The 13,545-nt window shown below is 60.0% G+C and carries 11 protein-coding genes; 10 read left to right on the forward strand and 1 reads right to left on the reverse strand.

The features are described from left to right. The first annotated feature begins 184 nt into the window (after positions 1-184). The 5 genes from rpsT (at position 185) to WLQ66_RS15550 (ending at position 5,705) form a co-directional block, all read left to right on the forward strand. A complete protein-coding gene (rpsT, locus tag WLQ66_RS15530) occupies positions 185-448 on the forward strand; it encodes a 30S ribosomal protein S20 (protein WP_340547232.1) in 264 nt (87 codons plus the stop codon). A 592-nt stretch (positions 449-1,040) separates the two neighbouring features. Then, positions 1,041-2,462 (forward strand): chromosomal replication initiator protein DnaA, encoded by a 1,422-nt coding sequence (gene dnaA / locus WLQ66_RS15535; protein ID WP_340547233.1) that lies wholly within the window; start codon positions 1,041-1,043, stop codon positions 2,460-2,462. 309 nt (positions 2,463-2,771) lie between these two features. After that, entirely contained in the window at positions 2,772-3,893 is a 1,122-nt protein-coding gene (dnaN, locus tag WLQ66_RS15540) for a DNA polymerase III subunit beta (protein WP_340547234.1), read from the forward strand. A 97-nt stretch (positions 3,894-3,990) separates the two neighbouring features. Further along, a complete protein-coding gene (gene recF, locus WLQ66_RS15545; RefSeq protein WP_340547235.1) occupies positions 3,991-5,088 on the forward strand; it encodes a DNA replication/repair protein RecF in 1,098 nt (365 codons plus the stop codon). Next, positions 5,085-5,705 (forward strand): LysE family translocator, encoded by a 621-nt coding sequence (locus WLQ66_RS15550; protein WP_340547236.1) that lies wholly within the window; start codon positions 5,085-5,087, stop codon positions 5,703-5,705. Before recF ends, WLQ66_RS15550 begins: the two co-directional genes overlap by 4 nt. 20 nt (positions 5,706-5,725) lie before the next feature. Here WLQ66_RS15550 and WLQ66_RS15555 read toward each other — a convergent pair whose 3' ends face one another. Continuing rightward, positions 5,726-6,319, reverse strand: coding sequence for a TetR/AcrR family transcriptional regulator (locus tag WLQ66_RS15555; RefSeq protein ID WP_340547237.1), 594 nt, complete (start codon positions 6,317-6,319; stop codon positions 5,726-5,728). A 101-nt stretch (positions 6,320-6,420) separates the two neighbouring features. Between WLQ66_RS15555 and WLQ66_RS15560 the strand changes: the two genes are divergently transcribed. The 5 genes from WLQ66_RS15560 to WLQ66_RS15580 all read left to right on the forward strand — a co-directional run bounded on the left by WLQ66_RS15560 (position 6,421) and on the right by WLQ66_RS15580 (position 13,134). Beyond that, on the forward strand, positions 6,421-7,014 hold the full coding sequence (locus WLQ66_RS15560) for an NAD(P)H-dependent oxidoreductase (RefSeq protein WP_340547238.1): 594 nt from the start codon (positions 6,421-6,423) through the stop codon (positions 7,012-7,014). An 85-nt stretch (positions 7,015-7,099) separates the two neighbouring features. Beyond that, a complete protein-coding gene (gene gyrB / locus WLQ66_RS15565; RefSeq protein ID WP_340547239.1) occupies positions 7,100-9,517 on the forward strand; it encodes a DNA topoisomerase (ATP-hydrolyzing) subunit B in 2,418 nt (805 codons plus the stop codon). A gap of 623 nt (positions 9,518-10,140) precedes the next feature. Beyond that, complete coding sequence (locus tag WLQ66_RS15570) at positions 10,141-10,869, forward strand: hypothetical protein (protein WP_340547240.1); 729 nt, start codon at positions 10,141-10,143, stop codon at positions 10,867-10,869. A 148-nt stretch (positions 10,870-11,017) separates the two neighbouring features. Beyond that, a complete protein-coding gene (locus WLQ66_RS15575; protein ID WP_340547241.1) occupies positions 11,018-12,097 on the forward strand; it encodes a transporter substrate-binding domain-containing protein in 1,080 nt (359 codons plus the stop codon). Positions 12,098-12,108: 11 nt separating this feature from the next. Next, positions 12,109-13,134, forward strand: a complete 1,026-nt coding sequence (locus WLQ66_RS15580) for a transporter substrate-binding domain-containing protein (protein ID WP_340547242.1) — start codon at positions 12,109-12,111, stop codon at positions 13,132-13,134. Positions 13,135-13,545 lie beyond the last annotated feature (411 nt).

The following is a 13,545-nucleotide window of genomic DNA, read 5'->3' on the forward strand; positions in this document are numbered from 1 at the left end:
ATATTCCGACGGCCACTCACCAGCGCGGACGAGGTGGCTTGCATTCCGTCGGTTTTGACGCTACTACCCGCCGCCATACATGCGCGTGCAGCCCGCTTGGCTAGAATCACACCGGTGGATCGGATCCGGGTTCGGCTGGCATTGCGCCTATTGAAAACACGAAACCAAAGTTAGGTCCTACATCATGGCAAATTCGCCTCAGGCAAAAAAGCGCGCCCGTCAGAACGAGAAACGCTTTGCTGTCAACAAAGCCCGTCGTTCGCGCATCCGTACCTTCCTTCGCAAAGCTGAAGAAGCTATCGCATCCGGCGACAAAGAGGCAGCCGCTGCAGCCGTGCGCGCAGCTCAGCCCGAGCTGATGCGTGGCGTGACCAAAGGCGTCTACCACAAGAACACAGCAGCGCGGAAAATCTCCCGCCTGACAGCGCGCGTCAAAGCGCTGGGCTAATCGGGTCTTTCGTAGGCGCCTGCTGATTCCATCGCACCCGCGTTCAGCGGCCCCTCGACAAGCCGGAAAAAACACAAAGGCGTCGCGTTCAGCGGCGCCTTTTGCATTTTGGTCACAGCTGGTGCGGTGGTTGCGGGCGCAGGGGATTCTTTGTCCCCAATCCCTGAGTCAACATCATAGTTTCGTTGCTGCCACCCCTCCCGAATTGCTACCACTGTTACAGCGATTCACTCGCTGGGGGGACAGGCTGCTCGCGGTATCCTTGATGGGACTCAAGGAGGCTGATTGTGCTGGTACACAGGTATTTTGATACACCGTGCACCACGCTCCTGCTGTGTTTCTGGATCTATCCAGACGGCGGGCCTGTTCCAATTGTGTATGTATTTGGTTCGACCATTCGACCGCTGCAAAGCGACTTGCCGGTTGATTTAGACGCGATCCTGAACTTTGCCTTCTGCAAGGCAGTGCTGCCCAAACTATGGGTCAGTACACACATCCGTTGTGCGTGAACGTCGTCTGGGATTGGGCCAGGCTGGGGATGAAACAAGAGGCCAAATAAGGGCCGATGCTATTGGGACGCGTGAGGCGCAGAATGACGGAAGATAACTGGGGACGGTTGAGACAGCGTTTGTTGAAAACCGTGGGGCAAAACAACTTTACAACTTGGATCGAACCTCTGGAGTTTACCCGTGTTGATAATGGCGTTGCCATCTTCAACGTGCCGACGAACTTCATGGGCAACTACGTCAGCCAGAACTTTGCTGACCTGATTCTGCATGAGCTGAACATGTCGGGCGAACCGGTCCAGCGCCTGGCTTTCAAGGTCGCCGCCAATACGACGGCGCGACCGGCTGCCACTGCGACCAAGGGCGCTGCCGATGATCTGCCGCTGGACCTGGATGACGAGGCGCTGACCGAACTGCCGCGCGCCCGTGCTGCCACAGGTTACGCTGCCAAGGATCAGGGCGACACACTGCAGGCTGCGCCTTTGGATCCGCGCTTTACCTTCGACAGCTTTGTCGTCGGCAAGCCGAACGAGCTGGCCCATGCCGCCGCTCGCCGCGTCGCCGATGGCGGTCCTGTTACGTTCAACCCGCTGGTGCTTTATGGTGGCGTTGGTCTGGGTAAGACGCACCTGATGCACGCGATTGCATGGGAGCTGACAGCGCGAAATCCAGAGTTGAATGTGCTCTATTTGTCGGCAGAACAGTTCATGTATCGTTTCGTGCAGGCCCTGCGCGAACGCAAGATGATGGACTTTAAACATCTATTCCGCTCGGTGGACGTGCTGATGGTCGATGACGTCCAGTTCATCGCCGGCAAGGACAGCACGCAGGAAGAATTCTTCCACACGTTCAACGCGCTGGTTGACCAGAACAAGCAAATCATCATTTCCGCCGACCGCGCCCCGGGTGAGATCAAGGATCTTGAGGATCGTGTCCGGTCGCGTCTGCAATGTGGTCTGGTCGTTGACCTGCATCCGACCGACTACGAGCTGCGTCTGGGCATTCTGCAGTCAAAAGTGGCGCAGCAGATGCAGACCTATCCGGATCTGCGCATCGCCGACGGCGTGCTGGAGTTCCTGGCGCATCGTATCTCGACCAACGTGCGTGTTCTCGAAGGTGCGCTGACACGTCTCTTCGCCTTTGCCTCCCTCGTCGGTCGCGAGATCGACATGGAGCTCACCCAGGATTGTCTGGCCGATGTTCTGCGCGCCTCCGAGCGCAAAATCACGGTCGAAGAGATTCAGCGCAAGGTCTCCGAGTATTACAACATCCGCATGTCCGATATCATCGGCCCCAAGCGTCTGCGTTCCTATGCGCGCCCGCGTCAGGTAGCGATGTATCTGTGCAAGCAGCTGACCAGTCGCAGCCTGCCGGAAATCGGTCGGCGCTTTGGTGGTCGCGATCACACCACGGTCATGCACGGTGTGCGCCGCATCGAAGAGCTGAAGACAATCGACGGCCAGATCGCCGAAGATGTCGAAATGCTGCGCCGCTCTCTGGAGGCGTAAGACACTCCTGTTGTTCTGGCAGATCGCGCGTTGATCATCGCCCTAGGCGGTAAACCCAATAGTCCCGCAATGACCCCGGCCCGTCCGGGGTCTTTTGCCCTCCGGGTCAGGACAGCTGGGCGCGCGTGGCGGCGGGTGAAACCGGCAAACCATGCCAGAGCGCCACGTTTATCGGGGATAAATCGAGCCCGGGGTCATCCGCCCTTGACGCTGCGGGCAATCCCTTGGACAAATCCATAAAAAGCCTTGTGCCGAAGGGGTAAAGCGTTACGTTGCTTCTCCCGGCCAGACGTTAGAGGACTTAGGGACATGAAGATCAGCATCGAACGCGGCACCCTGTTGAAAGCTGTGGCTCAGGCCCAGTCTGTGGTTGAGCGTCGCAATACCATTCCGATCCTGGCAAATGTGCTGATTGAAGCGGAAGGGGACATCGTTCAGTTCCGTGCCACCGATCTGGACATCGAGGTGGTCGACAAGGCCCCGGCCCAGGTCGAGCGGGCAGGCGCCACCACCGTGGCCGCCACCACGCTGCATGAAATTGTGCGCAAACTGCCGGATGGCGCTCTGGTCACACTCACAGCCGATGCCGCAAGCGGCCGTCTCACGGTTGAGGCAGGCCGATCAAATTTCTCGCTGGCGACGCTGCCGCGTGAAGATTTCCCGGTCATGGCTTCTTCGGAGTATCATTCCAATTTCACGGCAAACGCCGCAGTGTTGCGTCGGCTGTTCGACAAGTCGAAATTCGCCATCTCCACCGAAGAAACCCGCTATTATCTGAACGGCGTCTATATGCATGTGGCGGATGGGGTCGAAGGCGGCAAGGCGCTGCGCTGCGTGGCTACCGATGGCCACCGCCTGGCGCGTATCGACGCCAATCTGCCGATGGGGGCAGAGGATATGCCCGGCGTGATCGTACCGCGCAAGACGGTGGGCGAGCTGCGCAAGCTGCTGGATGACGACGAAATGGATATCGCGGTTTCGGTGTCCGAGACCAAGGTCCGGTTTGCCACGCCCAGCATTACCCTGACATCAAAGGTGATCGACGGAACCTTCCCCGATTACACACGCGTCATTCCGGCAGGCAATACGCGCCGTCTGGAAGTGGACGCGGCGGAGTTTGCCCGCGCTGTTGACCGGGTTGCTACGGTTTCCTCGGAGCGGTCGCGTGCGGTGAAGCTGCAACTGGATGAGGATCGGCTGATCCTGTCCGTCAATGCACCGGACAGCGGCGCTGCCGAGGAAGAACTGGCCGTGGCCTATCGCGATGAACGGCTGGAAATCGGGTTCAACGCCAAATACCTGCTGGAGATCGCCAATCAGGTTGATCGTGAAAATGCAGTGTTCATGTTCAACTCCTCCGGCGATCCGACCCTGATGCGCGAGGGCAGCGACGAAAGCGCCGTTTATGTCGTGATGCCGATGCGTGTTTGACGTGGCCGATGGCACGGCCTGCTCTCCTGGCGGCTGAGCCGCCCGCCGCAACGGGCGATTTGAGTATTTTTGGAAAGATGACATCGGATCCCGCCCCATGCTGGCGCTGACTGAGCTGACACTGTCGCACTTCCGCTCGCATCTGCGGGCGGATTTGCATTTGGACGGGCGCCCGGTTGCCATCCATGGTGCCAATGGTGCCGGTAAGACCAATATTCTTGAGGCTGTCTCGCTGTTTTCGCCGGGACGGGGCCTGCGGCGGGCCAGTGCCGCCGATATGGCGCGGCGGCCGGAGGAGCTGGGATGGAAGCTGAAAGGGCAGCTGACCGTTGCGCGCCGGAGCTACGAGGTCGAGACCTGGTCCGAGGGTGGGAGGGCGCGACAGGTCAAGATCGACAACAAATCCGCCAGCCAGATTGACCTCGGCCAGATCTGCCGGGTGGTCTGGCTGATTCCTGCGATGGACCGGTTGTGGATCGAGGCCGCCGAAGGGCGCCGCCGGTTTCTGGACCGGATCGTGCTCAGCTTTGATCCCGGCCACGCCGAGGCGACGCTGCTCTATGAAAAGGCGATGCGTGAACGCAACCGCCTGCTGAAGGAACAGATCCGCGACCCCGCCTGGTACCGGGTTCTGGAAACACAGATGGCTGAGAGCGGGCATCGCATACATGCAGCGCGCACCGCGGCGGTCGATCGGCTACGTATGGCGCAACAGGCTGCAGAGACGGCTTTTCCTGCGGCGGAACTGGAGTTGATACAGTCCGACGGCGGTTTGCCGGACAATGCGTCGGATCTGCGCGAGGCGTTTGAGGAAGGGCGGTTCCGTGATCTGGCAGCGGGGCGGACCTTGCTCGGACCTCATCGCACCGATCTGCTGGGCACCTATGAGGCGAAGGCGCTGCCCGCGCGCGAATGTTCGACGGGCGAGCAGAAGGCGTTGCTGGTATCGCTGATCCTCGCCAACGCACGCGCGCTCATTGCGGAAGGCGGCGCGCCTCCTATCCTGCTGCTGGATGAGGTTTCGGCGCATCTGGATGTGGGACGCCGCGCGGCGCTCTATCAGGAAATTGTCCTGCTCGGGGCGCAGGCCTGGATGACTGGCACCGGCCCTGAATTGTTTGAAGAATTTGAGGGGAAGGCGCAGATGCTTACCGTAGAGGAGGGCGCCATGGGCTCCGAGGTGGTGGCGGGATGAGCATCTCTGTCTGGGATTTGATGCTTTATGCGGGTGGGCTATTCGTTCTGTTCCTGACGCCGGGTCCGGTTTGGCTGGCAGTGATTGCACGAGCCATGTCGGGCGGGTTCCAGGCGGTCTGGCCGCTGGCCCTGGGCGTGGCCTGCGGCGATATTCTGTGGCCGCTGGTTGCGGTGGCGGGCGTGTCGTGGATTGTGTCTGAGATTGCCGGGCTGATGGAGCTGCTGCGCTGGGTCGCAAGCGCGATGTTTCTGGTTATGGGGGGTATGTTGTTGCGACATGCAGATGCCCGAATCGAAAGCGACAGCGCCCTGACCCGTCCGGGGCTCTGGGCTGGATTTATCGCCGGCATCGCCGTCATTCTGGGCAACCCAAAGGCGATCCTGTTCTACATGGGTGTCCTGCCGGGGTTCTTTGACCTGCGCGCTGTGACGTGGCTCGATATCCTTGCCATTGTGGTGCTGTCGTTCCTGGTGCCATTGGTGGGGAATCTATGTGTGGCCGCTCTGGTGCACCGGGTGCGCTGGCACATCACATCCCCGCCGACGCTGCGCCGGATCAATATCGTGTCGGGCTGCCTGCTGATCGGTGTCGGCTGTCTTATTCCCTTTGTCTGATCAGTTCCGTCCTGCGTTGCTCACTGCTGTGGGGCCAGCCAGGGTGTGAGATATAGCAGCAGATCCTCGCGGAAGCTGCTGGGCGTATCATGCGCTGCACAGAATGACAGGGCGAGCACATGGTTGAGGAACGCCTGCATCCCCTCGGCCAGGACATTTGCGGGCTGATCCTGGCGCAGGGCGCCGCTGGCTTGCAGCTCTGCCACCCATCCAGACCACAAAGAGATCTGGCGGAAGAAACTCTGGGTGATCACCGCATCGGTTTCGGTGCCGGTGGTGCCTGAGTAGCGCAGCAGCAGATCGAAAATCACCCGATCCTGCGCCACGAACTGAACCACCGGCAACAGACGATCAATCAGCGCGTCCAGAGTGTCGGGGGTAGGGAGGGCTTCGGTTTCGTCGAGCACGGCCATTATGCGCGGGCCGATCAATGCGGCGAGCAGACCGTTCTTGTCGCCGAAATGCGAAAACAGCGTGCCCTTTGCAACGCCGGCCTCAGCCACGACATCCTCGACCCTCAGCCCGCTGTAGCCAGCGGTGAGGATCTGCGCGTCGGCGACCTCCAACAGGCGGGCGCGGGTTTCCAATCGACGTTGCTGCGGAGGGCGGGACATGGCGACCTTTCATAGAATTTGACCGTGGTCATTTTGTATATTGACCACGGTCAGTTTTTGAATAAATTGACCTTAGTCAGTTTTAAGATTCAGAGGTTCTCATGTCCACGCGAAAAATCATCATCCTCAATGGCCACCCGGCGCCCAGCTCGCTGTCGCAATCGCTCTGCCAGGCCTATCAGGCCGCAGCTGAGGGAGAGGGCCACGTGGTCCGATACCACGATCTGTCCGCGATGCGCTTCGACATGGACTATGGCCAGGCGGGGTATCAGAATGTGAAACCTCTGGAGCCGGATCTGGCAGCATTTCTGACCGATCTCGAATGGGCCGATCACGTTGTGATGGCGACCCCGATGTGGTGGGGGGCCGTTCCGGCAAAGCTGAAGGGCGTTTTTGACCGGGCGCTATTGCCAGGGCGGGCCTTTGACACGCGAAACGTCAACTTCATGGGCGTACCTGCTCCGATGTTGACCGGCAAAACCGCGCGGGTGCTGCTCACTTCGGATACGCCCGGTCTATGGCTGAGGCTGATCTACGGCAATGCCATCAAGCGGATTATCAGCAGTCAGATCCTGGGGTTTGTGGGCATCAAGCCGACCCGGTTCTCTTCCTTTGCCCCGGCCACGGACGCCTCTGAAGGGACCGTAAATTCCTGGCTGCGCAAGGTTGCGTCCCTGGGCGCCAGAGCGGCTTGATTCAACCAAGAAAAAAAGGGGCTTGCGCGTGACATTCCCGGCCAGACTTCGTATAAAATCCTGAAGCAAAGACAGGAAGATGTGAATGTCCGGAAACGAGCAGGCCCCCGCAGAATATGGCGCGGATTCCATCAAGGTTCTCAAAGGGTTGGAGGCGGTTCGCAAACGTCCCGGCATGTATATCGGGGACACCGATGATGGCTCTGGGTTGCACCATATGGTGTATGAGGTCGTCGACAACGGCATCGATGAAGCCCTGGCCGGTCACGCGGACCGGGTGGTTGTGAAAATTCACGCCGATTCCAGTGTTTCGGTGCACGACAACGGGCGCGGTATCCCGGTCGATATTCATGCCGAGGAAGGCGTCTCAGCCGCTGAAGTCATCATGACGCAGCTACATGCCGGTGGTAAGTTTGACAGCAACTCCTACAAGGTGTCTGGCGGCTTGCACGGTGTGGGCGTGTCTGTGGTGAATGCGCTCTCCGATTGGCTGGAGCTGCGTATCTGGCGCAACGGCAAGGAGCATGTCGCCCGGTTTGAGCGGGGCGATACCGCGGAACATCTTAAGGTGGTCGGCGACTGCGGGGATCAGACCGGGACCGAGGTCCGTTTTCTGGCCTCGACAGATACCTTCTCCAACCTGGAATACTCCTTTGAAACGCTGGAAAAGCGCCTGCGCGAACTGGCCTTCTTGAACTCTGGTGTGCGGATCGTCCTGATTGACGAGCGTCCGGCCGAACGGCTGGAAGTGGAGCTGTTCTATGAGGGGGGCGTCAAGGAATTCGTCAAATATCTCGATCGGTCAAAATCCCCTGTCATGGAGGCGCCGATCTATATCACCGGTGACCGGGATGATATCGGGGTCGAGGTCGCCATGTGGTGGAACGACAGCTACCACGAAACCGTGCTGCCGTTTACCAACAACATTCCACAGCGCGATGGTGGGACCCATGTTGCGGGTTTCCGTGGCGCCTTGACCCGGACCATCAACAACTATGCGCAGTCGTCCGGCATCGCCAAGAAGGAAAAGGTCTCCTTTACCGGCGATGATGCCCGCGAAGGGCTGACCTGCGTCTTATCGGTCAAGGTGCCGGATCCGAAATTCTCCAGCCAGACCAAGGACAAGCTGGTCTCCTCAGAAGTGCGGCCCGTGGTTGAAAGCCTCGTCAATGAGAAGCTTGCCGAATGGTTCGAAGAAAACCCAAATCAGGCCAAGCAGATCGTCGGCAAGATCATCGAAGCCGCCCTCGCGCGGGAGGCTGCCCGAAAGGCCCGTGAACTGACACGCCGCAAGACCGCGATGGATGTCAATTATCTTGCAGGCAAGCTCAAGGACTGCTCAGAGAAAGATCCTGCCAAAAGCGAAGTCTTCCTGGTCGAGGGTGACTCGGCCGGCGGTTCCGCCCAGACCGGCCGGGACCGGATGACACAGGCCATTCTGCCCCTCCGCGGCAAGATTCTGAACGTCGAACGCGCACGGTTTGACCGGATGCTGGGCAGTCAGGAAATCGGCAACCTCGTTATGGCGCTTGGTACCGGCATCGGGCGCGATGAATTCAACATCGAGAAACTGCGTTACCATAAGATCGTCATCATGACGGATGCTGACGTTGACGGCGCCCACATCCGCACGCTGCTGCTCACCTTCTTCTATCGTCAGATGCCCGAGTTGATCGAGGGCGGGTATCTCTATATCGCCCAACCGCCGCTCTATAAGGTGTCGCGCGGCAAATCCGAGGTCTATCTCAAGGATCAGGCTGCGCTGGATGAATATCTGATCAATCAGGGTGTCGACGGCGCGGTTCTGAAACTGGGCAGCGGCGAGGAGCTGGTGGGTCAGGATCTGGCCCGTGTGGTTGATGAGGCGCGCCAGCTGAAGCGCGTTCTGGATGCTTTCCCGACGCATTATCCGCGCCATATCCTTGAGCAGGCGGCAGTCGCCGGTGCCTTTGTACCCGGCGCCGTTGATGCTGATCTTCAGGGAGTCGCCGACAAGGTTGCGCAGCGTCTTGACCTGATTGCGCTGGAATATGAACGCGGCTGGCGTGGTCGTATCACTCAGGATAACGGTATTCGCTTGTCGCGTATCCTGCGCGGCGTCGAAGAGCTCAGGACACTGGACGGTCCGATGCTGCGCTCTGGTGAGGCACGGAAAACAGGGAGCTTTACCAACAGCCTGCAAGAGATCTACGGCTCAACTGCCACGCTTGTGCGGCGTGACCGCAGCCAGGCCATCCACGGCCCGCTCGGTCTGCTGAAGGCGATCCTCGATGAGGGTGAAAAAGGTCTGGCGCTACAGCGTTACAAAGGCCTGGGAGAAATGAACCCGGATCAGCTGTGGGAAACCACGCTGGACCCCGACGCGCGCACCCTGTTGCAGGTGCGGGTTGAGGATATGGTCGAAGCGGATGATCTCTTTACCAAGCTGATGGGCGACGTCGTGGAACCTCGCCGCGAATTTATCCAGAAAAACGCGCTCAGCGTGGAAAACCTGGATTTCTGATCGCATGTAGAGATCCGATAGCGCGGCGGGTTTACCCTCGACGCGCGATCCATTCTTCGGACTTTGATGCCCCGCAGGTCACTGCGGGGCATCTTCCAGTTGACAGGCTGGATGCTCGGGCCGCGCGGTTCACGCTGACAGGAGTGCCCTTTGCGCCCTCAGGTCCACCCTGACCGAGGAGTCATTGTTGCAGATATTGAGTGCAGGCAGTTCGCACCTAGCCATTCAGGTTTGCTTTCGACAGGCGCAAGCCGCAGGGGCGTTCATCTTATGATTGCATATCTGAGAGGCTGCGATCATCGCAACACCTCCGCGCCGACGCCTTTCCTGCGGTCAGAGGTCTGCCTATCGCTCGGGGCAGCATGTAGCGGAAGCGATGCGCTTTACTCTCTATATGGGCGGGTTCATCGCAAGTTCTGTGGAAGTTTACCATTCTATCGCAGAATGTTGACGCAGAATCGCTCGAAGGTTAAGAATCGGTTAACAAATCGCGGCTGGACCGCGATTTTCGGAGCAGCCGGGGGTAGTTTGAGCCGATGTTGAGCTTAAAGAAAGACAGTGTAACAAGTTCCGAGGCCGCAGAGGCCGGTGATCGGTCTGCCCGCACGGTCAGGATTGATGGTGTGATTACCTCTAGCAACAGTGCGCTTCGCTCGCCCCAGACGGGAAAAACCCGCAACACGGCAAATATTGCCGCAGTGTCCTCGGTCGCCACGGGTCAGGCCCGATCAGGCGGTGCTGCCAGCTCGACCGCCAAACCGGGCACGCAGGGAAGCCATGCGGCAAAGCCAAAGGTAAGAGGGCTTGGCACCGGGATGTCCCCGATTGCGAAACTTGGCGCCGCTGCGGCTGTTCTGGCGCTTTTTGCCGTTGGCCTCGCCGTGTTGCAGTTCGGATCTGATGACGTGACAGAGCCTGCGGCTGCCAAGCCGCGTGTCGCCCAGCTGCTGACTCCGCAGGCATTGGCTGGGCTTGATCCCACTGCGACATCTGCCGAACGTGCCGCCGCCGAAGAGCTGCTGACAGCAGCTGTTGAAACGGCGGCCCCCCTCAGCGCCGAGGATGCGTTGGTTGCGCAGATGACTGCCGGGACATTGGCGGCGCTGCGCCGTGGCAGCCAGACCGCCGCTGCCGCACAGCCGGCGGCCCCGGCTCCCGCCGCATCACAGGCGCACACGGCCCTTTATAGTATGGTACTGCGTGCCGTTGGGCAGGGCCAATCGCCCGCCTATATCGACCAGATGGTGAATGATGCCTATCGCAGCCAGTCGATCACGGTCCCCGCAGCTTTGATAGGGGCCGATGGGCGCGTTGACACGGCAACCATCCTGGCGCTGTTCGTCGGCCAGTAATACCGGCGCAAGGCGCCCGCGATTCCCGGTTTTCTGCATTGGCCGCAACGGATGCTTTGCAGAGATGCCTGCTTTCCACAAATCACGAGACAAAGAGGCGGCGCCCATCAGTGGCGCGGGACGCCCAGCTAAACCCAAGAGGGACAAGATGAGAAAACACCTGATCGCGGCGCTGTGTTGCGTCGCAGGCCTGCTGGCCAAACCCGTGGCGGCGGAAACCTGCGGCGGCACATATAAGGTGCGCCCCGGCGATAGCCTGTCGCTGATTGCCGACCGGCTTTACAAGGATGTGGGCATGTGGAGCGCAATCCATAGCCGCAATATCGACGCCATCGGCCCGCGCCCAGACGCGATCCGCGTCGGGATGGAATTGACCATGGCCTGCCTGAACGGGCTGCCCACCGGATTGCCCGGCGGCAAAGCGGTGGCGGATGCACAGCCCGTTGTCGCGGCGCCGGTCAGGGTGAAGCCCGGTACCGCCGCCGTGCGCAGCAAGATCAACCTGCTGACCGGCGACGACTATGCGCCTTTTACCTCCAAGACGGCACATAACGGCGGGTTGATCACCGAGGTGGTGAATGCAGCGATGACCGATGCGGCACCTGCGCAGGGGTTTGCGATCCACTGGGTGGATGACTGGGCGTCCCATTTCGACCCACTGCTGTCGAACGCGCTGCTGGACCTCGGCTTTCCCTGGTACCGCCCGGATTGCGATACCATGCCGGAGAGCTATCGCTGCGTGAACTTCCTGTTCTCGGACCCGATGTTCGAAACACTGATGCTGCTGTTCGTGGATAAGTCACGCCCCTTCACCTTTGAGAGTGACGCCGATATCGAGGGCAAGACCCTGTGCCGCCCGGCTGGTTATCTGACCTTCGATCTGGATGGCTATGGTCGCCGCTGGATGGAAGACAAGAAAATCACTCTGAAGCAGCCGCATAAGGTGGCCGACTGCTTCGAGATGGTCGCCCGGGGAGAGGCCGACGCCGTCGCGATCAACGAATTCACCGGGCGCAGCGTGATGAAGGAAAATGACCTGCTGGACCAGTTCGATGTGCTGCCGCTGCCCCTGTCCGTGCTGGGGATCCATGTGGTGGTTCACAAAACCCACCCGCAAGCTGACGATATGCTGTCGATGATCAACACAGGCCTGCGCAATATTCGCGGCAATGGTCAGTATCAGGCCATCATCGAAGACCACATGGCCAGGATCTGGGCCGGCTTCTGAGGGAGGGCGCCATGCTGAGACATCTTTCAACACTGGCGGTCGCATTGGTGATGGCCACAGGGCTTGCGCCCGGCGCGGCCCATGCCATCTGCAACGTCGATTACCGGGTTCAGCCCGGCGATACGCTCTTCTCGATTGCCGAAACCCACTATAATGACCGCAGCCGCTGGACGCTGATTTATTACAGCAACCAGCATGTGCTCGCAGGGCCCAGCGTCATCCCGGGCAAGACCCTGCATATCCCTTGCGCGCAGCAGGCCTCAGAACCCGATGCCACACCTCTGCGTAAGGATGATGCCGAAATGAAGCTTCTGACCGGTGGCGGTTTTGCGCCTTTCACCGATCAGGCGCTGCCCGGACAGGGCATGGTCACCGAACTGGTGAACGCGGCGCTGGAGTTGACCCCGGCACCGGTCTCCTATTCCATCACCTGGGAGCAGGACTGGTCAAAGCATCTGTTCCCGATGCTGGATGAAAAGCAGTTCGACATGGGTTTTCCCTGGCTGAAACCGGATTGTTCGGCGACGCCTGACGACAAGCGGTGTGTGAACTTTCATTTTTCGGAACCGCTGATGACCATTCCGATCATGGTCTTTGTGCGGGCGGATGCACCCTTTACCTTCGACAGCGACGCCGACATGCTTGGCAAGAGGCTCTGCCGCCCCGAAGGCTACTACACTCATGATCTGGAACGCAGCGACCGCAAGTGGTTGAGCAGCGGTCAGGTCACTCTTGTGCAGGCGGCTGATCCTGGTGCCTGTTTCCGCAAACTGATGGCGCGCGAGGTGGATGCCGTCTCGCTGAACCTGTTCCTCGGGGCCAATACGCTGATTGCCGAAGGGCTGCGCGATCAGGTGATCCCGCTGGAGCGTCCACTGTCAGAAGAAGGGCTACATGTGGTGATCTCGAAACGTCATTGGCGTGGCACCTCCCATCTGTACCGCATCAATGCGGGGCTGAAGGCGCTCAAGGCGGATGGCCGCTTTCAGGAAATCGTTTCACGTCATCTCGAGCTGTTCTGGGCTCAACTGCAATAATCGGCGGATGCTGTCGGCGGGTTATGCCTGCCGCCTCGCAGAGGCCTCCCGCCCGAATTGGAAAGAGCTCCCAATTCCGTTGGGCCAAGCGCCGCGTCCCCTGCCGGGGGCGCGGCGTGCGCATATTGAGGGGACAGCATATTGCGCTGTCCGTGGTCCGCTGGACTGCAAGGACTGTGCCTTTCGACCTGGCTGCGTGGTTCGCACATCTGACACATAATAGTAGACACATATGACGAACGGGCTGCGGCGGGCACCGATAGGCAGGGGGATGTCTATCCAGGTGGCTCGATATGTCCGATCCCGCCACCTGCGCGGCGGGCTTAGCCCGCGCTGCCATGTACCTTCATCGAGCGGCGCATCACCCCTTCTCCTGGATTTTGCCTCGGGTCCTCCTGAAACCGTCTGAGG

It is taken from the genome of Phaeobacter sp. A36a-5a (assembly GCF_037911135.1).
Classification (GTDB): domain Bacteria; phylum Pseudomonadota; class Alphaproteobacteria; order Rhodobacterales; family Rhodobacteraceae; genus Phaeobacter; species Phaeobacter bryozoorum.

Bases quoted from the DNA above. Each gene is read 5' to 3' on its own strand.
- rpsT (WP_340547232.1), top strand. From the start codon at position 185: ATGGCAAATTCGCCTCAGGCAAAAAAGCGCGCCCGTCAGAACGAGAAA.
- dnaA (WP_340547233.1), top strand. From the start codon at position 1,041: ATGACGGAAGATAACTGGGGACGGTTGAGACAGCGTTTGTTGAAAACC.
- gyrB (WP_340547239.1), top strand. From the start codon at position 7,100: ATGTCCGGAAACGAGCAGGCCCCCGCAGAATATGGCGCGGATTCCATC.
- WLQ66_RS15580 (WP_340547242.1), top strand. From the start codon at position 12,109: ATGCTGAGACATCTTTCAACACTGGCGGTCGCATTGGTGATGGCCACA.
- WLQ66_RS15575 (WP_340547241.1), top strand. From the start codon at position 11,018: ATGAGAAAACACCTGATCGCGGCGCTGTGTTGCGTCGCAGGCCTGCTG.
- WLQ66_RS15555 (WP_340547237.1), bottom strand. From the start codon at position 6,319: ATGTCCCGCCCTCCGCAGCAACGTCGATTGGAAACCCGCGCCCGCCTG.
- WLQ66_RS15560 (WP_340547238.1), top strand. From the start codon at position 6,421: ATGTCCACGCGAAAAATCATCATCCTCAATGGCCACCCGGCGCCCAGC.
- WLQ66_RS15550 (WP_340547236.1), top strand. From the start codon at position 5,085: ATGAGCATCTCTGTCTGGGATTTGATGCTTTATGCGGGTGGGCTATTC.
- recF (WP_340547235.1), top strand. From the start codon at position 3,991: ATGCTGGCGCTGACTGAGCTGACACTGTCGCACTTCCGCTCGCATCTG.
- dnaN (WP_340547234.1), top strand. From the start codon at position 2,772: ATGAAGATCAGCATCGAACGCGGCACCCTGTTGAAAGCTGTGGCTCAG.